28 protein-coding genes and 1 other annotated feature are annotated in these 21,666 nt (G+C 58.8%); of the genes, 23 read left to right on the forward strand and 5 right to left on the reverse strand.

From position 1 onward, the window contains the following. Window positions 1-9 precede the first annotated feature (9 nt). Window positions 10-294, reverse strand: a complete 285-nt coding sequence (locus tag MBR110_RS29960; RefSeq protein WP_181709951.1) for a hypothetical protein — start codon at window positions 292-294, stop codon at window positions 10-12. A gap of 109 nt (window positions 295-403) precedes the next feature. Here MBR110_RS29960 and MBR110_RS29965 point away from each other — a divergent pair, with 109 nt between their 5' ends. From MBR110_RS29965 to MBR110_RS29985, 5 genes are all read left to right on the forward strand, one after another. Next, window positions 404-2,734, forward strand: coding sequence for an ATP-dependent DNA helicase (locus MBR110_RS29965; protein WP_181709952.1), 2,331 nt, complete (start codon window positions 404-406; stop codon window positions 2,732-2,734). 108 nt (window positions 2,735-2,842) lie between these two features. Further along, window positions 2,843-3,427: a hypothetical protein gene (locus MBR110_RS29970; RefSeq protein ID WP_181709953.1), complete on the forward strand. Its 585-nt coding sequence runs from the start codon at window positions 2,843-2,845 to the stop codon at window positions 3,425-3,427. A gap of 38 nt (window positions 3,428-3,465) precedes the next feature. Then, window positions 3,466-3,858 carry an outer membrane protein assembly factor BamE gene (locus tag MBR110_RS29975; RefSeq protein ID WP_181709954.1) on the forward strand — a complete coding sequence of 131 codons (393 nt, stop codon included), beginning with the start codon at window positions 3,466-3,468 and terminating at the stop codon, window positions 3,856-3,858. A 284-nt stretch (window positions 3,859-4,142) separates the two neighbouring features. Beyond that, window positions 4,143-4,421, forward strand: a complete 279-nt coding sequence (locus MBR110_RS29980; RefSeq protein ID WP_181709955.1) for a hypothetical protein — start codon at window positions 4,143-4,145, stop codon at window positions 4,419-4,421. A gap of 10 nt (window positions 4,422-4,431) precedes the next feature. Next, window positions 4,432-5,169, forward strand: a complete 738-nt coding sequence (locus MBR110_RS29985; RefSeq protein WP_181709956.1) for a helix-turn-helix transcriptional regulator — start codon at window positions 4,432-4,434, stop codon at window positions 5,167-5,169. Between the two features lie 78 nt (window positions 5,170-5,247). Here MBR110_RS29985 and MBR110_RS32435 read toward each other — a convergent pair whose 3' ends face one another. Next, window positions 5,248-6,606, reverse strand: a complete 1,359-nt coding sequence (locus MBR110_RS32435; RefSeq protein ID WP_408913059.1) for a diguanylate cyclase domain-containing protein — start codon at window positions 6,604-6,606, stop codon at window positions 5,248-5,250. Window positions 6,607-7,599: 993 nt separating this feature from the next. Here MBR110_RS32435 and MBR110_RS29995 point away from each other — a divergent pair. The 5 genes from MBR110_RS29995 to MBR110_RS30015 all read left to right on the forward strand — a co-directional run bounded on the left by MBR110_RS29995 (window position 7,600) and on the right by MBR110_RS30015 (window position 10,653). Next, window positions 7,600-8,259: a hypothetical protein gene (locus MBR110_RS29995; RefSeq protein ID WP_181709958.1), complete on the forward strand. Its 660-nt coding sequence runs from the start codon at window positions 7,600-7,602 to the stop codon at window positions 8,257-8,259. Between the two features lie 21 nt (window positions 8,260-8,280). Continuing rightward, window positions 8,281-8,643: a hypothetical protein gene (locus MBR110_RS30000; RefSeq protein WP_181709959.1), complete on the forward strand. Its 363-nt coding sequence runs from the start codon at window positions 8,281-8,283 to the stop codon at window positions 8,641-8,643. A 129-nt stretch (window positions 8,644-8,772) separates the two neighbouring features. After that, on the forward strand, window positions 8,773-9,210 hold the full coding sequence (locus tag MBR110_RS30005) for an outer membrane protein assembly factor BamE (RefSeq protein WP_181709960.1): 438 nt from the start codon (window positions 8,773-8,775) through the stop codon (window positions 9,208-9,210). A 161-nt stretch (window positions 9,211-9,371) separates the two neighbouring features. Further along, the gene (locus MBR110_RS30010; RefSeq protein ID WP_181709961.1) at window positions 9,372-9,914 is read left to right on the forward strand and encodes a hypothetical protein; all 543 of its coding nucleotides are present in this window, start codon (window positions 9,372-9,374) and stop codon (window positions 9,912-9,914) included. A gap of 154 nt (window positions 9,915-10,068) precedes the next feature. Further along, the gene (locus MBR110_RS30015; RefSeq protein ID WP_181709962.1) at window positions 10,069-10,653 is read left to right on the forward strand and encodes a hypothetical protein; all 585 of its coding nucleotides are present in this window, start codon (window positions 10,069-10,071) and stop codon (window positions 10,651-10,653) included. Window positions 10,654-10,847: 194 nt separating this feature from the next. On the opposite strand, the gene MBR110_RS30020 is transcribed toward MBR110_RS30015, so the two are convergent. Then, a complete protein-coding gene (locus MBR110_RS30020) occupies window positions 10,848-11,396 on the reverse strand; it encodes a JAB domain-containing protein (protein WP_309486129.1) in 549 nt (182 codons plus the stop codon). 161 nt (window positions 11,397-11,557) lie between these two features. On the opposite strand from MBR110_RS30020, the gene MBR110_RS30025 reads away from it, so the two are divergent. The 11 genes from MBR110_RS30025 to MBR110_RS30075 all read left to right on the forward strand — a co-directional run bounded on the left by MBR110_RS30025 (window position 11,558) and on the right by MBR110_RS30075 (window position 17,526). After that, window positions 11,558-12,082 carry a JAB domain-containing protein gene (locus MBR110_RS30025; protein ID WP_181709964.1) on the forward strand — a complete coding sequence of 175 codons (525 nt, stop codon included), beginning with the start codon at window positions 11,558-11,560 and terminating at the stop codon, window positions 12,080-12,082. Window positions 12,083-13,314: 1,232 nt separating this feature from the next. Further along, entirely contained in the window at window positions 13,315-13,593 is a 279-nt protein-coding gene (locus tag MBR110_RS30030) for a hypothetical protein (protein ID WP_181709965.1), read from the forward strand. A 9-nt stretch (window positions 13,594-13,602) separates the two neighbouring features. Further along, entirely contained in the window at window positions 13,603-14,094 is a 492-nt protein-coding gene (locus tag MBR110_RS30035; protein WP_181709966.1) for a hypothetical protein, read from the forward strand. 195 nt (window positions 14,095-14,289) lie between these two features. Then, a complete protein-coding gene (locus MBR110_RS30040; RefSeq protein WP_181709967.1) occupies window positions 14,290-14,493 on the forward strand; it encodes a helix-turn-helix domain-containing protein in 204 nt (67 codons plus the stop codon). A gap of 38 nt (window positions 14,494-14,531) precedes the next feature. Further along, entirely contained in the window at window positions 14,532-15,014 is a 483-nt protein-coding gene (locus MBR110_RS30045; protein WP_181709968.1) for a hypothetical protein, read from the forward strand. A 407-nt stretch (window positions 15,015-15,421) separates the two neighbouring features. After that, entirely contained in the window at window positions 15,422-15,676 is a 255-nt protein-coding gene (locus tag MBR110_RS30050) for a hypothetical protein (RefSeq protein WP_181709969.1), read from the forward strand. A 9-nt stretch (window positions 15,677-15,685) separates the two neighbouring features. Beyond that, window positions 15,686-16,027 carry a hypothetical protein gene (locus MBR110_RS30055; RefSeq protein WP_181709970.1) on the forward strand — a complete coding sequence of 114 codons (342 nt, stop codon included), beginning with the start codon at window positions 15,686-15,688 and terminating at the stop codon, window positions 16,025-16,027. Between the two features lie 43 nt (window positions 16,028-16,070). Next, on the forward strand, window positions 16,071-16,331 hold the full coding sequence (locus MBR110_RS30060; protein WP_181709971.1) for a DUF6904 family protein: 261 nt from the start codon (window positions 16,071-16,073) through the stop codon (window positions 16,329-16,331). Window positions 16,332-16,406: 75 nt separating this feature from the next. Beyond that, window positions 16,407-16,727 carry a hypothetical protein gene (locus MBR110_RS30065; RefSeq protein WP_181709972.1) on the forward strand — a complete coding sequence of 107 codons (321 nt, stop codon included), beginning with the start codon at window positions 16,407-16,409 and terminating at the stop codon, window positions 16,725-16,727. Between the two features lie 220 nt (window positions 16,728-16,947). Then, window positions 16,948-17,244 carry a hypothetical protein gene (locus MBR110_RS30070; RefSeq protein ID WP_181709973.1) on the forward strand — a complete coding sequence of 99 codons (297 nt, stop codon included), beginning with the start codon at window positions 16,948-16,950 and terminating at the stop codon, window positions 17,242-17,244. Between the two features lie 15 nt (window positions 17,245-17,259). After that, a complete protein-coding gene (locus MBR110_RS30075) occupies window positions 17,260-17,526 on the forward strand; it encodes a hypothetical protein (protein ID WP_181710049.1) in 267 nt (88 codons plus the stop codon). Window positions 17,527-18,034: 508 nt separating this feature from the next. On the opposite strand, the gene MBR110_RS30080 is transcribed toward MBR110_RS30075, so the two are convergent. Next, window positions 18,035-19,275 (reverse strand): IS3 family transposase gene (locus MBR110_RS30080; RefSeq protein WP_157367621.1). Its coding sequence is split into 2 segments (ribosomal slippage): window positions 18,035-18,990 and window positions 18,990-19,275, totalling 1,242 coding nucleotides; the frame shifts between segments, so codons are not numbered across the junction. Then, window positions 18,875-18,991, reverse strand: a sequence feature (AL1L pseudoknot). It overlaps the preceding gene by 117 nt. Before the next feature lie 140 nt (window positions 19,276-19,415). Between MBR110_RS30080 and MBR110_RS30085 the strand changes: the two genes are divergently transcribed. Both MBR110_RS30085 and MBR110_RS30090 read left to right on the forward strand, forming a co-directional pair. Beyond that, complete coding sequence (locus MBR110_RS30085) at window positions 19,416-19,673, forward strand: hypothetical protein (protein WP_181709974.1); 258 nt, start codon at window positions 19,416-19,418, stop codon at window positions 19,671-19,673. Window positions 19,674-19,825: 152 nt separating this feature from the next. Continuing rightward, a complete protein-coding gene (locus MBR110_RS30090) occupies window positions 19,826-20,317 on the forward strand; it encodes a hypothetical protein (RefSeq protein ID WP_181709975.1) in 492 nt (163 codons plus the stop codon). A 56-nt stretch (window positions 20,318-20,373) separates the two neighbouring features. On the opposite strand, the gene MBR110_RS30095 is transcribed toward MBR110_RS30090, so the two are convergent. Then, window positions 20,374-21,594 (reverse strand): ISL3 family transposase, encoded by a 1,221-nt coding sequence (locus MBR110_RS30095; protein WP_181709976.1) that lies wholly within the window; start codon window positions 21,592-21,594, stop codon window positions 20,374-20,376. Between the last annotated feature and the right edge of the window lie 72 nt (window positions 21,595-21,666).

A 21,666-nucleotide genomic window follows, 5' to 3' on the forward strand; every position in this document is an offset into this window, starting at 1 on the left:
GAGAACCACCTATCCCGCATGCGTCGGCGACGCAACCGTCTGCGCCGTCGCTTCCACACCGACCGCCACGCTCGCGACCGAGAGCGGCCGCAAGCTCTTGTGAAACACAATCACGACGCCGAGAGCTACCAGAATCGCGGCGAGCAGAAGCCGCTTTCGCCGGCCAATCGCTGTGTCGCGATCGAGACTGCGGTTGATCTCAGCCCAACGATCCGTCTTCTGGGCACCGTCGACGCCGGAAACCCCGCTACCCGCGCTCCCCGCAACATTTTTCTTCCGCTTCCAGATACACATACCGTTCCCCTGAGCAGTTACCGCCTTCCGACATTCAAAACACGGCCTCAAACCGACCGTGACTCCAAGGCGCGTATCGCCGGAATCATTTCTGCAACGGCGGACGCGCTTGGATAATCACTCTAACGACCGACTCGCTTTTTCAGAAATGCAACGAAACGCGGACTCGATTACCGGCCAACTGGTAGAACTAAAGGTCTTCCGCCGGACGTGGGCCATCGGGGCGACGGTGAGTTCTGACGGCGCTCGACTCCCCCTTGTTGGCGAGGCCCTGGTCGACCTTCGATTAGGCTCCGAATACCGCTTCACCGGTCAATGGGATCACCATCCGAAGTACGGGAGCCGCTTTCACGTCGTCACGACACGGCCGCATGTCCAGGTGGATCCCGAGGCCATCGCGCGCCATCTTCAACGCCATTTCACAAACTGCGGACCCAAAACCGCCCAAAAGGTCGTCGCGCACTACCTCGAGCACGACCGTCTCGCGGACCTGCATCAGTTGCTCCTGAATAACCCCGGAGCGGTCCCGTTTGCCGAGATCGCCGGAAGACAGGGGGTTCAACCCATCCACCCCGACTACCTTACCGACAGCATCTATCATCGGCTGTCGATCACCCTCGCCATCGACGGGGTCGGGATCAAGACGTTCAAGAACATCGCGACATGGCTTGCCGGTCAGGTCGAGAGGGGCACCTACCCGGTCGATGACGCGTGGCAACTGTTCACGTCCGATCCTTACAAACTAATCGGACAGGTGCGTCAATACGGATTCAAGCTGGCCGACAAAATCGCCTACAAGGTGGGAATTGGCAGGAACGCGCCATGCCGCTTGAGCGCGCTGGCCGAATACGCGCTGAACGAAGGGTGCGAACAGGAAGGGCACAGTTGGCTGTCACGCACACAGTTCGCAACGAAGATTGTCCGAATCGACCCGCTCGTGAACCCCCTCGCAGCTATCGAGGCCGCTGTCACAAGCGGCGCCCCGATTGCTGTCGATGGCGAGTGTTACTACCCCGCGTACCTTCGCAACGCCGAGATCGCGGTTGCCCGATCCTGGGCCAGACGGGCCGCGGGACATACACAACCGTTGAGCCCGCTCTCTGGCGATCGGTTGTCGCAAGAAATTGCCGTCGCCGAACGAACGGTTGGCATTACGCTCGACGATTCCCAACGCCAGGCGCTGGCCGGTCTGCTGTCGTCGGCCTGCACCCTTCACTCGCTGACTGCCGGACCAGGATGCGGCAAAACGGCACTGATGGAGATGATGTTGCGCGTGATGCCGGCCCGCGCGGCCGCATTCTGTGCTCCCACGGGAAAAGCGGCGAAGAACTTGTCCGCCCGGCTAAAGGCGTTCGGCGTGCGTGCCTACACGGTCAACCACCTGTTAGGAACCGATGGACAGGGCGGCTTCGAGTACACAGAACACAATCTCCTTCCATGCAGCGTCTGTGTGATGGACGAAACCTCCATGCTAGACATTAGCCTCTTAAGTGGGCTACTCGCAGCACTTCCGCTGGATTGTCACATCATCAAGCTTGGCGACGAAGAGCAACTTCCGTCCGTCGGCCCGGGCCAAGTACTGCGCGATGCCCTTGAATTGCCGTTCAATCACCATCGACTCGATAAAACCCACCGGAATGGCGGGGGAATACAAGAGATTGTCCACCAGATCCGGGGCGGCCAATGCGATCTTGTCGATAAACCAGACGTAAGCTTTTCGCATTCGCTACCACCCCCCACCCCTGAGAACGTCGCGGGCATCGCACGCATGTACAAGAACGCTGTTCAATCCGTCGGCATCGAGAACGTTTGCCTACTGACGTCCCGTCGAAAGGGCACCCGCACGGAGCCCGGGTGGAATAGCACGTACCTGAACGAGTACCTGCGCGAGATCTTTAACCCAGGTGGGGAGGCTATTCTCAGTACCAAGCTGCGGGTTGGAGATCGAATAGTCGTCAAGAAGAATGGGCACATACTTCAGAGCGAGGACGATCTGGGCGTCAAGACCTACGAGTACGTCGTGAACGGCGACAGCGGAACCATTGACGAGTGCCATTACAACGCCGACCGGAGCGAAATCACCTACCTGATTCTCAGTCTCGACGACGGCCGGACACTTCGCTATCCGATCGGCAACGACGGACCAACGATCGACAGCGTCGATCTGAGTTACGCAAATACGGTTCACTATGCGCAAGGATCGGAATATCAGATTGTGTTTTTCATCTGCACACCAGGCGGGCCGGCATTCATGCACCGCGGCATCGTCTACACCGCTGCATCCCGCGCCAAGGTTCGGCTTTGCATTATCGGCGACGATCAAACGTTGTTGGATATCGTCAACCGCCCGGTGCCACGTCGGAATAGCAACCTCGTGAAGCGATTCCACGAAGAATTGGCAGTTCTTGCGCCATGCGGAGAACTGCCGTCAGCCCACTAGTCAACGAGTTGATTGCGGAGAAATTGACAGGTGCGTATAACGCACCTAAGCTGAATGAATGTGGATGACGATGCCGTCATCACCGCGCCAACGAAAAGGATACGGGGTATGCGATTCGCGAGTGTTTGCCTGATGTCAGCGACGGTGATCGCCGCAGCGGCGGCCGGCCTTCTCCAAGTTTCCGGAGTGGTCGCGCTTGTCGTCTGTGCCGAGCTAATTGCGCTTGCCGCATACGTGGTGTCGCGTCATGCCCGCACGTTCGATCTCGCCCTCACCGTCGGGTGCCTCGCTGTATTGAAGTATTTCGTGTTTGCGCAACCCGAGTTGTCAGCGATCCTGCATACCAGCTATCCAGTATTCGCGTTTCTCGATGCCAACTGGTTCATCGGCGGCGCGGCGGCAATCTCGATCCCGCTATCCGTGCATTTCGGGATCAACTCGCAAGACGAGCCAAGAACCAAGTCGACCATCGGCGTCGGAAAAAAGATTGCCTTCGTCGCTAGCGCGGCGGCATGGCTTACGCTTGCGGGAGCACTATACGTACACCTGCACGGTTTTGACTTACTCGCCATCGCAGTCGGGATGATCATGGCGACTTGTACGGGCATCAGTATTAGCCTCATTTGCACCACCAGAACGACCGGGGCGGGAGAGACTCACACCCGTCACCAGGATGCAACAACGTCAACCTGAACCTCAATCGACGACACCTATACCGTTAGGAAATCACGATGAAAAAAACATTCGCGGCTTTCGCAATCATGCTCGCGGTCGGCACCCTCGCCGGTTGTGCCAGTGCCGGTAACACACAGCTGAAGGAGACGACGAGGGAGTCCCTAGATCAGAAGCTGATCCAAGGCAAGACCACAAAACAGGATGTTCGTGACGCCTTCGGGGATCCGTCGGCCGTTGGATACACCGACGGTGGGCGCGAAGTCTGGACGTATGTCTACGCACACGCAACGCCAACTGCAGTGAGCTACGTTCCGATCGTGAATCTCTTCTCGCATGGTGCAGACGTCGACAAAAAGCAGCTCGTCATCATGTTCGACAAGGACGGTATCCTGCAAAAGTTCACCTTCAGCCGGAGCCAAACGGAGCGCCGCGGAGGAATCGCTCAGTAAAAGGGGGGCCGCGATCTCGGCTCGCGGCCACACCGCGCATCCACACTGGATCGTCGCACGTCCGCTGTATCAACAGCTAGCCGCGGATCGACAACACGGTCGCGATTCCCGCATGCGGGAACCGCGAAGGGGCATCCAGGCCAGTCCGCACCTATGCACTGCACATTGGTGCCACTGACCGAACCAGCAAAAGTGAGGAAGGCAACGCACGTATCACGGGAGATACGCGCTGGCGTTAGAACCGATAGCCATAGACTACATACGAATAAGTTGGGGGCCTGAGAGTGAATTCCGACACGCATGTCGACTGCCAAGTTTTGATATCGCGCCTCACCCCGGTGGGGCGGGAGAGTATCCATTTGCGTCTTCTGGTCGACAAGACCAATGCCGCTATCAGCCGCGACGCCATCCTGCCTGACGGTACAAAGCTCAGCGTCATCGCACCAATGTCGGAGATCACTGCGGTAATGGATTTCGCGGACTCCGATCGTTATCGAACCCATCTCCAGGAGGCGTACGAAGCCATCGAACTTCGCTTCGCGCAGATCCTGGCAACGAAGTAGATTAGCTCGCATGGACGGGACCACGATCGGTGCAGTCGCCAAGATCAAACGATTGCGCGACTCCGATTCAGAGATCGACCTTCACTGCCGCGTCCATCCGATCATCCGTGCTCTCGGGGGGCAGTCATACGTCTTCACAATGGTGCAGTACGGACTCGATGCGAATGCGCCACCTCACTATCGATACTTTGCGGACTGCGCGCCCGAATGGATACAGATCTACACGTACCGGTGCTGGTACGCAATTGATCCTTTCCTCGAGTACGCTCGCACAAACCTAACACCGTCTGTTGGTTCGCGGATCGAATTGGCGTCAAACGGCCAACGCGAAATGATTGCGACGGCCGCCCGCTACGGCTTCAAAAGCAGCTTGGTCGTTCCGCTACATGGCACGACTCAGGAAACACTCGGCCTTCTTCACGTCGGAACTGACACAGAACCCGAACGAGGGGGGGAAGAACTGCTCGAAGCGAGCGCGCTTATATACCGCCTCTTGGCCACTGAGATGCTCGACATACGGCTTCGTCAATTGCGGCAGCACGCGATAGAAGAGTTCGGTCTTCAGCCTAAGGACCTAACCGTCCTTCAGATGGCGTATTGGAATAGAACGGCAGCCGAGATCGCCGCAACGATGGATTTGTCGATTTCAACCATCCATGCCCTGAACAGAGAAATCAGCGGAAAGTTCAGCACGAAAACCCTCCGTCAGGCCGTGCAAATTGCTTTCACGCGAGGATTGCTGACGTAGGTCGTTCAAGGACACCCGGACTTCGAGGTACCCCACCTTCGCGGAGACGTCACGGCTAGTCAGCCAACGTGCGAGGCCCTATGGCCGATGATGACCGGGTGGTCTGACCATCTGTCTGGCGATTCGCTCCAGCTGCGTGAATTCCGTAAGCCACGCGGTGTCTATACGTTCAGACTCGTCGTCGACGAACACTCGCCACCCAAACGACAATCCCAACCTCACTACAGAAGAAGCAATCGCCGCCGCACGGGCATTCGCAGCGGCGACGCGCATCAGCTCCTCAGGTAGCTTAATCCCGTCCCACCCCGTGGATTTCAAGGCGGAAAAGGTCAGCGCAGGCAAGGTCCCGCGCATGATCAGCAGGACGCCGGCGAGCCGCAGTTCGTCGACCACGTCCGGATCGATCATCGGCAAACTCTGTAGATCCCCACTAACGACCTCGATACCGACTCCGCCGCGATCGACACCATGCTCAGCCACTAGGTCGCGCACTAAGTAGACAAAGTCGGGTAAGAGGATTGCCGACACCGGCAAGGCAACGAGCAAAAACGGAGGAATCGCCGCGTCTTCACGCCACTTATGCCAGTCGGAGAACACCTGCCGCAATACACACCGCGCGTAGTCGTCCGCTAACGCGGTTGAGCTAGTCTCACTTGCAAGCAGAAGGATGTCTTCGACAGTCCGTCCACCTTCATCCCAACGAACCCCCGCTGCATACCCAACCAGCCCTGGGCAGTCCGGCCTTTCTACGCGTCGGTAGCAAACCCATGCGTGCCCACCCGTAAGCGCATACCGTAAGACCTGCTCCGACTCGAACAATCTCTTCATTCGTTCCGGCAACTCGGCCGTATAAACGCATACGATGCTTCGGCGTTCCTTTGCTCCTATGGCTCTCGCCTCGTACATCGCCATACCTGCCTTCTTGACGACCTCGGTCTCACACCCAGGCGAGACTTCACAGACCGCGATACCGATCGACACACGCATTTGATGGGAATCGCCCTGAATGCCGAGCGGCCGGTGGAAAATGCGGAGAATACGTGTGGCGAGTTCTTCCGCAACTGTATTGACGCTCCGGCCACCGAGGACCACTGCAAACTCATCGCAGCGAGTCCGAGCGAGAAATCCAGCGTCGCCGACCTCCTTCGCGAGGCGGCCAGCGACACGGCGCAGGACGTTGTCACCGACGTCATTGCCATGGCGATCATTGATGAACTTGAATTGATCAAGATCAAGACAGAGTACCCCAAGCTCATCAGCCCCATCAGCGGACGATGCTATGCCTGACAGGTGGGTCATCAGCCCACGGCGATTCGGTAATCCCGTCAGCACGTCAGTCTCAGCCATGGCCTTGTATGCGGCCCTTTGCCGGGCGCACCACCTCGCGGCGAACGCTGCTCCACCTACAAACAAGACCACTGAACCGGCCACGATCATCGAAAGCACCGATTGAAGTTCAGGAGCATCCGCGTTCGCCGCGATGGACCGAAGATGAACGTCGTCTCGTGACGGTGCATACTCGGACCCAACCAAACGTCTAAGCCAGTCGACATCGAGCACGTTGTTTAGCGTCCGTTGCGCAAACGACCGAACCAAAACTCCCGTCGAAACCCGCGCACGCACCAACAGACGATCATTTTCGCTCTCGAATCGACATCCAATCGTGGTCCATAGCACTATCGCGAGCGCCAGCAACACCAAGGACGCACCGATAATCAAACGATTTGCACGCACGATTCTTCGCAAATGCCTCGGAGACTGAGTCACGATTTTTATTCTTTCCAGTCGACACCAATGGCGCGATCGCGATCATGCCGGCGTCCTGCGGCACAAGCAACCATTGAGGGGGAATCATTCTCAATGAAAATAGAGGAATCGCCAATCGCCGGACGGACAATATCTACTCTGCGCACGCCAATAGGAGTGTGCTGCCGCTCAGTTGTACGACCGTCGAAAATGACGGATAAACCGCGGGCGTCCGCTAGCCGCCTTAGCTGGTAAGGCGCCCACTGTTGAACTGGCAGTTCGAGGCGAGGCTGAGGTCAACTGCTACCACAACGATTCGGAAAAAGGAATCGTAAATCGGACGCCGATTTACTATCGATACCGGCCGAATTCCTCTTTAGAATCGTGCTGTCGGGAACAAGCGATGCAAATTGCTCTGGCCCGACACTTGGGGTGTAGCGCACGTAGACGCGCGACGTGCAGATCCAACCCGTCGGAAGCGCGGGGATAAATTTTTACTTGCCACTTTGCGGCCAGCTCTTCATTGGGCGGCCGCGTTTATTTTTGTGGAGCCGCGACCCGATGATCGATGAGAATCGGGAGCACTAGCGCTCCAGAAGTGTCAGTTCCTATTCCAGTCGGCCACGGGAATCTCCTGGCGCAAGCCAACTGCCTTCATCGAAGGCTATCAAAGGAGAGACCACAATGTACCGAATCGAAGTGAAGCATGACACCCGCCACAAGGTCTGGCGCGCGCTGAGCGGCACGATGGCGCAACCGGAGACCTACACTCGTGATCTGGTGCTGTACGTCAGGCAGTACGCGATCGATCACCAAGACAATCCGGATTTGATCGCAGCTCGTGTTGTGGATGTTGAGACGGGAGCGGTAGTGAGCTACCGCAACAGCAACGCAGCCGAGAATCGGCCTTCGGCAACCATGTCGACTACGCAAGCAGGCTGTGTCCCAGGGCTGCCCGCATCGCAGGGGCAGGGCGGTTGCGTCGCGCCCGGGAGCGATCCCCAACTGATCGTGAAGCTCTTCAGGCCGAAAACCGGGAGGACAGTAGGGATCCGAGACGATCGGCGAATCCTTATTCGCGACATCGTAACGGGAGAGTGGATCCCCACGGGCAAGATTATCGCGAGCGCATTGACGACCGAAGAGTTCGTCGCTCGGCGGCGGGCCGACGGGTATCGTGACTACCAGGAGGGTGACGTTCCGTCGTTCGAGGAGATCCGCAACATGGAGTTTGATGCATGCGCCAGTGCAACTGACGGTTGCGACGGCATCGAGCCCGATGGCACGTGTTGCCATGGGGCCCCGAGCTGGGTGCAGGCCTTGCTGTCGATAGCTTTGCCGTAAATCAACGACTGGAGACATGAAATGAAGCGACCAGAATATGTGCTCCACCACGGTTCCTACTATCTCTACGACATGGAGCAGCGACCCAATCCGCTCACTGGGGAGCGGACGATCATCACCATGACGGATGAGATCGCGATCGCATTCGATTTGAAAAACGGAATCATGCACAAGCACGGCCGGCCCGAGGTGGTCCACGCATGGACAACCGCTGCGAGAAGAAAGCTGACCGAAGCCGGCCATTCAGATCTCGCGAAAGATATCACCGTGATCATCGGCAAGTTCCCGGTCGCCGAGATCAATATGTGCCTCTCGACGACGGGCTACGTTCTGCAACTCTATGAGAAGCTCGTTCGAGGGGAACTGCAGCCAGCTGGAAGCTGACACACTTCACGATCATCTAGACGCCCAGTCTCCGTCGACCCGGACCTTGTTCATTCCAGCCCTACAAGTGCATCTCTTTGCGCACGTGATACCCAATTTCGGGCCGACACTACTCACAAGGAGAAAATCATGGGCAACTTTCTGAATCGGGTCGTCAAGAGCTTCGCACGGACATCGCGTATTGGGCGCCACGCTGGTCTGATCGTGGTTCTCGCGGTGGTCGCGACTGGCTGCGCGTCGACAGGTAACCAACAACTGAAGGGCGCGACGCGGGACCAGATCAATCATCAGATCGTGCAGGGCAAAACCACCAAGGACGACGTCCGCCGGATGTACGGCGACCCGATGGCGGTGCGCTTTACCGAAGCCGGGCACGAGATGTGGGGCTACGGCTTCTCGAAAGCGACGCCGACCGTCACGAGCTTCGTGCCCGTCGTCGCACTGTTCAGCCGCGGCGCTGACGTCGAACGCCGGACCCTACTCGTGCTGTTTGACGAGAGAGGCGTCGTTGAGAAGGTGGCCTTCAGCCGCTCCGAAACGAAAAGCCGCCGTGGCATTGCCGAATGAACCGAGCCGCCTTTCCGGTCTCGATTACTTTCGATCCTCAACCGCCTACAAGTGCTATGCACATGTGGGCGTTTCCTTTTCTGGTCACACGTCCCCCCGTCGTTGCATTCCATCCAAGGCCGCGCATCTCACGAGACATTGCCAACCTCTTGAGGACAACCATGTTGAAGTTCAACCTATCTCCTGAATCCCGAGCGATGCTCGACCGAATCGAAACGACCACGATCCGGTACTTCTCGCTGACGGATCGCTGGCTTGCTCAAGAGTTGTTGCGTCTCTCGCGCGCACTCCGATGCCAGCGTCCCGACATCCAGCCGACCGATTGCACGTATGACGCCTCGATGCTATGGCACCTTGTGCCGGAGCTCGCGCGGCGTCTCGGTGCCACGAGCTTTCGCAGCAACGAACGCACCAATGGAGCAATCGTCTTGCTAACCGATGCTGCACTTCGTGAACGAATCGGACATTCGTTGAAACAGCTTTGCCCGTACCACTTCACGCCGAGCAGCGATGAAGCGCATCTTCTGTTCCGTCAGCCCTACAACGGGAACCCGATCGCGATGGCACTGGACCGGCTATGTCCGCCGGCCGATTTGATTCACGACCCGATCGCCCGGAGCATTCGGGAGATCGCCGCGGTCCGCAAGATTCAGACGAACGGTTGCTGGACTCCCGCGATGAACCGCCGGAGTCGAACGGCTTGATCTCCCAGCAGGCCCACGCATCGTGCGAGGGCCTCTTTTTTCCCTCCCCGCGAATGCTCGATTCTCCGCGGAAGCACTCTTCCAGCCCCTCGTCCGCATCTCCCAACGCTATGTCAACGCCTCAGATCACGAGGCCCATTCTTGGGAGATGCACATGTCCGCCGTTCTCACTGCAAACTGGTCGTCCAAGCCTGTCGAATCGATGACGCTCGATCGTCACCCCGAGCAGTTCGAGTGCCTTGTTGGCCTCGCGAAACGACCGCACGTCCCGCTCGCACCGCGAGCGCTGTTCCTGCAATTCGGTGATGCCACGGTCACCCACCTCGCGATGCTACGGCGATTCGCTATCGCCGCTCGGCAAATCGGTGCCACACGGATCGAAGCGGCGCCGTCGGTCGATTTCAAGGTGGTCTGGCTGACGCACGTCGACGATCGGTGCCTGAATGGCGTAACCCACTTCGTCGACTTGCCTCGCCCAGGAGATCAGGATTTCTGGGATCGCCGCACGGTCATGCGTCGTGGAATCGGCAACGTGCGCTATCACGTGTCTTCCGACAGCTTCTATGTGTCTGCGACGGTGATGGACGCGCCGGCGGACCTGGTCACGAACATCGTCCATTTCGATGACGTGCCGGCCCTTGAGGAGGCGCTTCTCGAGCAGGAGCTACCGTCACTCGACAGCATCACGGCGAGCGCCGCGCTCGGTATGATGTTTGCGCCTCGGCGACACCATTCCTGATCCGATGGGAGTCTTGCTGTCCCCGTCAGACCTTTCCGCCCGCCCTGGTTCAGCACCTTGAACCTGCGGGCTTTTTCATTTCGCGGCCGGTCTATCATCGAGGTCATCAGCGTGGGGCGGAGGTTCCCCTACCGGCCGCCGACAAACGAAAAAAGCCCCAAAGGATTGGGGCTTACAGATCTATACAGCCGCTGTCAGTCGGCCTTCAGCGAGCGAACAGAGGATCGCTCGACCACGAACATGTCCAGCGCGGGCACGTCGAGGACTTCAGACACGTCGTCCCACCGCCTCACAACGCGTCGCAGGCCTTCGCCACGCTCAACGGACGGCGAGGGGCCCACGGCCGCAAAAATGACCGCCGACGCGAAACACTGCATGGCGATCTTGACGCAGTCGCGCATCCTGGCGTCAAAGTCCGACTGCTGCGTCACGACCGAAGCATCGCATCGTGAAAACTCGAAAGCATCGATCAAGCCGAAGGATCGGTTCAAAAAGAGGACCAGCACCACCGGCGTTGCCGAAGCGCCGACTGTTCGTGCAAGCAATCTCGCCACGTCAAGCGGCCTATTCAAAGTGCGAGTGGGGGGACTCCGGTCGAGCTGAAGGGCAGTCCGACCGGCATGCCAGCGCTCTAGCGATATCGATCGGGGGAGGCGCGTCGCAGCCGCATAAGGTCGGTCACTGCTTGCCAAGTGACTACCTCCGGCCGAATTTACACATACAGGGTCTGCTTGCATCGTCATCTCCTTGAGGAAAAAGTCATTGCGACAGGAGATGCAGCGATCAAGCCGAATCGAGGAACACCCACGAGACGAACCACGAGCGGGACATCGCGGAACGCGGATTCGACCTCAGTCTCGCATTTCCATGGACACTGAATTCCTCGCTTTCGGAGCCCCGCATCATGAACGACACATTCTCGCTATATCGTCCTTACTCCTTGGCGCACAGGTCGACACCGATGCCACCACGATACCCGTGGGCCGGCGGACGCGATGGCCTCCTCGAGCGCACGAGACTCAGCCTGCCTGCCTTTGGTCCGCGGCAGATAGGCCCATTCCTGCGGCGCGAACTCGCTTCGCTCGACCACGATGCCCTTGTCGCCGTCTTTCTCGACAGCTCTCTCCGGATCTGCGACGCGCAGGAAATCGCAGATCTCCCATCGCATGACGGTGAGCTCGGCAAGCGGCCGATGAGCATCGCGGCGCGAGAGACGGTTCGTACATCCCTACGGACCTTTGCCGCAGCCGTTGTGCTCGCGCTCAATGACCGAACGGAAAGACCAAGCAATGGAAGAGTCGGGCGATTGCTCTGGGCAGCCATTGAGGATGCCCTCAAACCTATCGACGTACCTGTCAGCGACTACATCAACGTGTATTGGCCGACCGGAATGATGAGCCGCGTCACGCACTACGCATGCAGCGTATGAGGCGAGCGGACCACCTTTGATGACCTTCTAGCCCCATTGCATTTGCAACTGGGGCTTTTTTTGCGTCCCGCCCGGACGGGCGCCGGGCCCTGCCAATCCGATCCATCGCGGCGCATTGCGTCACCGCTGGCCTCCCCGTCACCTGCGTCGGCCAAACGCGGCGGTGAGCCTCGCGACCTGCGCGTCATAATAATTCGTGCCACCACGGTTGAAATGAGCGGTTGCGTCTGTGAACCTTGAGACGCAGGCACGACGAACTCCAGGCCGCGACCGGACACCGTCCCGCTGACGTCTTGATCGATTGGCAGAGGTGTTTCCGAGACGGTCTGGACGATGGTGCTATTTTCCTCAGTGCATCTCTAAGGTTTGTCTCTGACGTTTTTCGGGGTAGCCTGACACGCAGGATTGGATGTCAGAATAGGCGACCTTGCGGAGCAGGCTTGAACTTGAAGCGGAGTCCCGTCACCTTCCGCTCGGCCGGTGTGGTGGGCAATCTTGATCGTCACGTTCCGATCGCGCGTGCCGATATCGGACGGTTTTTCAAGACTGGCCATTCTGACATTTTCCGGGCAATTCTGACATTGCTGGGTCTATGTCAGAGTTGCTTGAATCAGCAAGGGGCGTGCCAAAAAAAAATAAGCAGCCACCCCGAAAAATGTCAGGGTAATGCCTGCCAAGCCCTTGCCAGTATTGGGTTTGCGGAGTCCTACAAAGGTGAATTCAAATGTAGACGGAGGCAGACACGTTAGCCACAGCGCTTGCGACATTGCCGTCGCTGTTCAAGATCGCTCGGCGAAGGGTGTCGGTGAATCGGTGGTCGGGCCTTTCAGTGATCTGCAGAAGCGAAGCGCTTGTGATGTTGTACGAGGTTACGTCCCGGAAGCCGACCAGTCCACATAACCCGCGAGTAGTGCTGTAGCAATGATGCCCAGGCATACGCGCTGATTGTTCCGCCCCGTGTTGTCCCCGATCCCAGTATTTGGGTGGTCGAAGTATAGCGATGGAGGCAATTGCCGGGTCCGCGAACGGTCTGAAGTGCACGCCCGTTTCACCTCGAACCTTCCTTCAGTGTGCGCAGATTCTGGTGGCCGGTCGAGTCAATCACACTCACGGTCATCCGCAGCTTTGCCATGACAAGGAGACGCCCGCCGCCCCCACTTTCTACCCGATCCACGTTATCTCCACTGGCTATGACTTTTTGGCAACTAGCCGTGTATTCGGAGGAACGTTCTATGTCGACCAAAGCAGCCGCAACAACCACGAATTTCTTCGTGCGCGCGAAGAAGGCGTATGATGCCTTCATGAAACGCTTCAAAGCATCCAACGGACAGGAAGTTGTCAAGACTGTCACCCCATCAGGTGTGACGGCCTATTGCGCTTCGTCCGTCCCGCAAGAGGCTTTGAGGGGTCTTCGTGACAAGCTGCTCACCCAGCTTGGCATGTCACTCACCGAGTTCCGCGAAACCTACGGCTATCAGCCGAAGGGCAAGAAGGGCAACCCCGCCAGATAAGGACTCACCATGGCCTCCTCGCCGTTTGTGCGAGGCGCTGTGGTGAAGTGTCGCTTCCCGTACGATGCCAGGCCGGACAAACCGGGCCCCCAGCCGCACTACTGTTTGCTCATTGCCGAGTTTGAGCTCGGCGAGCGGACGTACGCGGCTGTGTGCTATGGCACGTCTCGGCTCGACGAGCAACTGATTCGTGCTCATGCGGGCATGATCCTGAGCGTCCCATCGCGCTTCATCAAAGGACCGATGCCTGGCCCAGTCACGCATTTTGTGGCAGATCACGTGGCAATCATCCCTCATGACGAGCAATGGTTTTACCTCAGCTTCAAGGCTCGGCTGGACTACATCCCAGAGCGGGCTCGGAAGGGCGACTTTCAGCGTCAGCGTCTCTTTCAGGACTTTTTACGGCACGAAGCGGCGATGAATGTCGCCGCCGCGCAAGCCGCAGAATCGTTATTGGAACTTGGTCGGATCGGCCTGCCACCAAACAGGAAGCTCCGTTGATCTCACGCCCTCGCATTGCCAATCTGGTGATCGGGGGTTTTTATTTCCCGCGATCCGCATAGGCCCAGCTGCCGTGCGGAGCCAGCACACGCGCCATGTCCGATAGAAGAATCAGGCAGATGTTCTGCGAAGTGCTATGACGCCCGCGCGTGAGGTAAGATCATGGAACACCTATGTTCCATTTGATAAGCGCCCATGAGGGATACCAACGTGCTTTACGGCGAAGACGCGCAGGCCCTGCGCAAGAAGGCCGGATTGACCCAAACGCAGCTTGCGGAGCGTTGGGGTTTGACTCGCCAACAAATTGGCCGCTACGAAAAAACCGGGCAGGAAGTGCCCGTGAAGGAGGCGGATGCATATCGGGGACTAGTGCTTACCGTCAAATCAAATGCAACATAGGTGTTGCATTTGCAATTGTGGGGCGATATGATTCGCTCATGGTCGGCGCACGTGTGCCGATACCACGGACAGGGAAAAAGATGATGCGCTCAACGGTCGCTCACAATGTCTACGATGTTGTCCTGTATCGGACCCAACGGGCGCAGGCTCAGCGGGTTGTAATCACGACGCCGGGTACGCGTATCAGTTGGTCCAGCGTGGAGGAATGGATGATGGCGTGGAAACGTCTTAACGCCCGCGCTCCGACCATGAAACGGCACGGGCAACGCGCGGCACACATCGCTGCACTCGCCTCGAACATGGACGTCATCAATAGCGAGACGAACATCGAGACGCTTGCGGCGGCGAAGTTCTTCGTTGAGTGCGAACAAATGCAGCCGCCTCGTGGTGAGCGCGAAGGGCATCCCGCGACGGAAATTCTCCAGCGCCTTGGCACGGTCCTGAACGAGCGTAGGCGTGCTGCTGGAAAGCCCGCTGTCGGCATCCCCACGCACAAGACAAACTGGAAGGCTGCGGCCTGAACACAAGCCCGCTGCGGCGGGCCACGGAAAATGGACATGGAACGTGCCTAGATCGAACACAAGCCCGTCGAAGGCGTGCTGTTCGAGGCGAAGGGCCCCTGGGGTACGTGGACGACGCTTGGCATTCCGTTCGAGCATGCAGGGCGCCTGTGGGCCATCCACCAGAAGATCAACGGCCGCAGCTTGTGGCCGCGTTGGGTGGTATCGGATGTTGAGACTGGTCGGGCGGTGCCGCGAGTCGCCGAAGATGATCCGAAGACTGCCCGAATAGCGGCGATCGCCGTGATTGATGCTGCTGAACGTCAAAGATTAATGCGGCAGTCCGTGCCGCTCGCTCAGGCGGAAATGGGAGTCGGGTGAAGAAAGATGTTGCCGATCAGTTGAGCCACCACCGATAGGAAAACGCGATGCAAATCACGCTCGACACTGCTAAGGCGGTCTACCGTAAGGCAATCGACCCGCACGCAAGTGATGGTGAAGGAGCGGCATGGTGGGATGAGGTTGCGGACGAAGTTCGCGACGTGATCGCTGCGCGATCGTTGGCCGACGCTGCCGCAGTGATCGAGTGGTGGCATCACGACTGGACAGAGGCATCCGACACGCCGCGCGATGCCGCTCGCCGGATTCGAGAGGCGGCCCGAGCGCTGCATTCGAATGCATAGGAAAACATTGTGAGCGACTGCGTGCCCTACGCGATCCATACGGCTACCGGAATCGAATACAACATCGTGCTCGATGCCGCAAAGCGGTTCGGGTGGAACAGCCACGACGGAATGACGGCAGTTGGCGGGTGGCGCGTGTTGCGTGATCTTGGCGTGTCAGCATCGAACATGCGCCGCCCAGGTGCACGAACGACGCTGGCGACTTTCCTTTCGCGAGTCGATTCGACGCGGGCGTACATCATCGACGTGAACGAACATTGGCTGTCGGTGCGAGCAGGCATTGTGTTCGACAAGGCAAACACGGACCCACGAACGGTAGTTCGGAACTACATCGAACTGCCTTCACGATAGAACGGAAACGCCGAACTGCGATGAAGATCCAATGAGACGAGAATTGGAGAAGACTATGCTCCAGTACGCGCTGCTGAAGAATCACGCTGGACTGCTGCTGTGTGGCGACTATAACTCTCTCCGCGAGTTGCATGAGGTCGTGCATGAGGTGAACGAGAACTCAGTGCTCGTGAGGAATAAAGAGGGAGAATTCCTGTCGTTGGCGTATGACGTTAGGAAGGCGTATGAAGGGCAACGTCGCGTGCTGCAACCACCGGACGGATATCCAGAGGTCGGTACCAGCTTCGGAGTAGAGATTCTTTGACCCGTTGCGCTATTTCAGTGTTCGATGCTTCGCGCGGCGTTGGCGTTCTTCGACAGTACCAAACGGCAACAGGGAATGACGTTCTTGCTCGAGGACATCATAGAGGCCGCCTTGCGCGCGGACTTTGGCCCTGAAGCTGAAGCAATCATAGAGCAGTGGCGGCGTATCGATCCGCGTCACGAGTGGGCTGAAAAGAAGATCTATGGCCGTTGCGCGCAGTTCTGTGCTTGGACAAGGGCACAACGCAAGAACGGTCTTTCGGGTCTGCTCGCTAGCCTTGATCCGATGTACCCGGCGTTCTATCCAATCTGGGTTCGAAACGGCGCGGCAAACCTCATTTCGCCCGAGATCTTGGACACATTTGACGGCGCAGAATGGGGCGACCCTAAGTGGTAGTTGAAAACGGCAACGGAAAATCGTGCTCGCATTGAACGCCATCGGAGCAGGCGGTTCGCCCGCTTCGTAATAAGGAAATCGCGATACAAATCACTCTTGACACCGCTAAGGCGGTCAGCCACTGGCGACGCCTTCTACCCCGCCACGGTTGGTTTCTGACCTGATCGTGGTCGGCAACGTTGGCACATGACTGGATGCAAAGGAAAGACAGGGAGTAAGAATGGGCAATTTGGTGGCAATGCCTATCCGAGAGCGCGAAGCGCCGAACATGCTTTCGGTGCTACTCGAAGGTGCAATCGATGGGTTTAACAAGCAGATGGACGCGTCGCGGTTCGACAAGGCGTCGACCAGGGTAATGATGGGGTACCTATCGGCAGCGAGCATTGCACTGCGCTGCAATGGCCTGGATGAGGAGGCTCAGCGCTTCCTCGAAGCGGCGACGGCCATCGAACAGGACTGGACTCGCTATGAGCCCGCGATTCGGGCACTCGCAGCGAGCTTCGGGTACAAGTCCTAGAACCACGGAAAAATGATGCGTGATTTCAAATTGCCGATCGAACTTCCCTCCGGTTGGACGGCTGAGCAGTGCTCATTCGGCGTGCTGCTTGAGGCCAAGGGCCCAGACGGCCGCTTCATCGGCGGAATCACCGTTAACGAGAAGGTACGCGGCTACGCTCTCGGCATTTCGCCAGTCCGCACCGCGGATGTTGAGTCGTCGATTTATCAAGGCAGGGGCTGGCGAGAGAAACTTTATCGCGATGCCGTGAGCAAGCTCAACAGTGCCCTGGTGCGGAAGTGAGATGCGAAATGGCAGCCGATAAAATGACGGACATGACTTTCAATGTGGGTGACGCCGATGAAGCGGGCGCCTGGTAAGGCCTCGAAGTCGGTCGGCAAGCTGTACTGGCCACGCGCGACCGCGTTACGGAAGCCGTAAGAGGGGAAAGGTGATGATGCGAACCATGCATACATCAAAGCGCGATCCCATCGAATTGGCGATGGAGAAGCTGAACAAAGATCGTCCGACCGGCGCACGGGAGTTCGCGACGCCTCGCCGCTCCAATGATCGGTGGGCTTTTCTACCAGCTGATGACCTTCAGCGCGCACGCTTCGTATGCGCGCCGTCTGACGCCAAAATCTTGTCGTAATCAGACAGAGGCCCCTCGCCGGGGCGGCGTCGCAGCGCCAGCCCGCGCGCTGGGGGCAGGAGCGTGGCTCGTGAAAGGAGGGTGTCGCGAGCGGACAACGCTATCACCCAGTGGCGCGAACCGTGTTGAACCGCCCCGGGTATCGCGGAGGCTGTTTGGTTAAAGTAAAACGGCCTCGTCGGCGGTTCTGCCAAGTTGGTTGTAGTAGTTTGCCTCAGCCTCGGCGGGCGGGATATAGCCGATCGATGAGTGCAGGCGTTGATGGTTGAACCAGGCGACCCACTCCAGGGTGGCCAGCTCGACGGATTCCCGGTTTTTCCAGGGCGCACGACGATGGATCAGTTCGGCTTTGTACAGACCGTTGATCGTCTCGGCCAAGGCGTTGTCGTAGCTGTCGCCACGGCTGCCGACCGAGGGCTCGATACCGGCTTCGGCCAGCCGTTCGCTATAGCGGATGCTGACGTATTGCGATCCCCTGTCGGAGTGATGGGTCAGAGAACCGTCATTGCCGGGCTGCCGGGCGTACAACGCCTGCTCCAGCGCATCGAGCACGAAGTCCGTGGTCATGGACTTGCTCACGCGCCAGCCGACGATGCGCCGGGCGTAGACGTCGATGACGAAGGCCACGTACAGCCAGCCCTGCCAGGTCGAGACGTAGGTGAAGTCCGAGACCCAGAGCTGGTTTGGCCGATCCGCCCGGAACTGCCGGTTGACGCGATCCAGCGGCCGCACGGCAGCATCGTCGGCGACGGTGGTGCGCAGCCGCTTGCCACGCCGCACGCCTTGCAGGCCCTGGACGCGCATCAAGCGCTCGACCGTGCAACGAGCCACCGCCACGCCTTCGCGGTTCAGTTGCCGCCAGACCTTGTCAGCGCCATACACGCGATGGTTCTCCTGCCAGACCCGATGGACTTGTGGCTTCAGATGTTCGTCACGCCGGGCACGGTCGCTGCGCCGCGACGGTTCGCGCAGACGCGCGGCGTGGCGCCGATAGGCCGACGGGGCAACCTGCAACACCTTGCAGATCGGCTCGACCCCGTAGACCTCCCGGTGCCGGTCGATGTAGGTGTTTACGACTTCAGCTTGCGGTCGAGCTCCGCCTGCGCGAAAAAAGCGCTGGCCGTGCGCAGGATGTCGTTGGCACGGCGAAGCTCGCGGTTCTCCCGCTCCAGCTCCTTGATCCGTTCGCGCTCGCTGGTGGTCATGCCTTCGCGCTGCCCGCTGTCGACTTCATGCCGCTTGACCCAGGTCAGCAGCGTCTGAGCCGAGCAGCCGATCTTGGGCGCGATCGACTCGACCGCCACCCACAACGATGGATACTCGCTGCGAGACTCCTGCACCAGGCGCACTGCGCGCTCGCGCACTTCCGGGGAAAACTTGTTCGCGTTGTTCTTGCTCATGGCTCACATTCTCTCAAGAGTTGGAGCCTCCGCGAAACCCGGGGCGGTTCATGTTGCATCCCGAGAGCCCGTATGATGAAATGAATTCTGGAGCCTCGCCGGCTGAGAAAAGTTGAAAGGCTGGGGCAAGGGGAATAATCATGCTCGGCACTTTCATCGTTTTTGCTGTCACCCTCGTATTGGCGGGTTTGCTCGTGGCGCTGATTTGCGTCATGGAGTCGCGCGCGCCCAGCGGAAATGCGATTCAACCGCTGAATGGCTGGGAGCCCCTCGGGCCGGATCAGTTCCATCGACAGGCAGATCAAGTCAACCCGGCGACAGGGCTCATGATGGTCGGAAATAGCGGCGTTGACATGGAAGGCAACCCCTACGGCATGAAAATGTTCGATTTCGAGTAGGCTAGGCGTTTCGCCGGAAGCAGTGCCGCCTTCGGGCGGCATTTGTGTTTTTGGCGCCAGACCAGGATCAACAGCGCGCTGTTCCAGCGAATCCTCAACATCTCCGACTGCTATGCAAACCGTCCACTCTGGACCGACCATCGGAGATCAGCATGAATATGTACCTGTACTTCGCCTTTGCAGTACTGATAATCGGCATCGCCGCATCTGGACTTTTTTCTGCCTCGACAACCGCGTCCGCTCAGACGCAATGCGAGAATTCGGCACGGCCTGCAGAAGTCGTGGTGGAGCGCAACACGTTGCTGAGCTCATGGCAGCGCGCGCCGACGCAACATCAGAATGCAGAACGTCGCCTGACGGACTGCACTAGCCGAAACAACGATCAACCGCCCCCAGTTCGATCGACGCAACCTCTCTTGCTCACGCTAAACACCGAACGAGGGGAGGCGGTCCGGGCAAAGGGTACGCCGGTGCACGGGGTGCTGATTCCGAAGCCGAAGGACAATCCTGCCCAACCCGACTTTATCGGATTGATCGGGCAGGTCGGAGAACCGTGGCAACATCAGATTTCCGCGTGGTGGGTAAAGAACCAACGTACAGGCCAGTACCAACTTTCCCTCAGCGTGGAGAAGCGTCGCGTGTAGACGCGGATCCCTGATCTTCAAAAAGCCCTCTCACCTTGAGCGGGCTTTTTCTTGGTTCATCGAGGATTACCGGGGAAGGCGGCGCGGATCTTGAGGAAGAAGTATTCATCGTCACGGTACCCGTAAGCCCGACGCTTGATGACCTTGATGGTGTTGTTGATGCCTTCGACGACGCTGGTATTGAGCGGATGGCGGCAGCGAGTCACGATTCCGTGCCAGTAGCCCTGCAAGCGCTCGGCGAACTTTTGCAGGGCGGCGATCCCGCTTTGCTGAGCCTGCTCGAACCATTGTTCCCAAGCCTTTTGCGCCCAGGCTGGCTTCTGATAGAACCAGAGCCGCTTGAGCTCGTCGCGTAACACGTAGACGCATAACAGCGACTGATTGGCCGCCAGCAACTCTTTCAGGTGCACGGCCTGATCTGGCTTGAGGTTGTGGCGGTTGCGCAGCAACAACCAGCGGCTGGACTTCAGAACTTTGCGGGCCGGCTTGTCATGTCGGAGTTGATTGGCCTGGTCCACTCGCACCCGATCTATCACTTCGCGGCCGTACTTGGCCACGACGTGGTACAGGTCGAAGACGATCTCCGCCTGTGGACACTGTTCCCTGATTTCGAGTTCATACGCCGTGGTCATGTCGATCGCCACCGCTTCAATACGCTTGGCAACGCCTTCGGGAAGCTGCTCGAAGAAGGCACGGGCAGTCTCGCGCGAGCGGCCCTGTCCGATCCAGAGCACCTGCCGGCTCATCGGCTCGACCACCACCGTGGCGTAGCGATGGCCTTTATGCAGCGCGAACTCGTCCATCGCCAGATAGCGGATCGTTGACCAGTCGGGCTCGCGCACACGCGCCCGCAGACGCATCTTGTCGATCGATTTGACCGTGTGCCAGCCCAGGTCGTAGAAGGCCGCCACGGCCTGCACGCTGGCCGCTTGCAGCAGCTTCTCGCAGGCCTTGGCGAAGCGCTCCGTCACTCGCTGGTAGCGGCCCAGCCACGCCAGCTTCTCCAGTCGCGGGCCGCCGCAGCGTTTACACCAGACTCGGCGGCGCGGAACGTGCAGCACCACCCGGTATTCGAACAGCGGCAGGTCACGCACCCGGCGAACCGTTGTCTCGTGGATTTGCTGGCAGCGTGCACCACATTGCTCGCAATACATGACCTTGCTGATCGGCTTCAAATACAGCGACAGCGTGCGGCCGTCGCCTTCCGGCCATTCCACACGCTCCAACCGGTAACCCGTCCAGCAGCCCAGTGCCTGAAGTGCCTTGCGATCGAGCAATTGCTTCTCCTGACGTCCTTAAAGTCAGGCGTCAGGTTACGCAATCGCTCTAAAACCCTCCACGGTTTCCTA

The organism is Burkholderia sp. MBR-1, assembly GCF_013822785.1.
GTDB lineage: Bacteria > Pseudomonadota > Gammaproteobacteria > Burkholderiales > Burkholderiaceae > Burkholderia > Burkholderia vietnamiensis.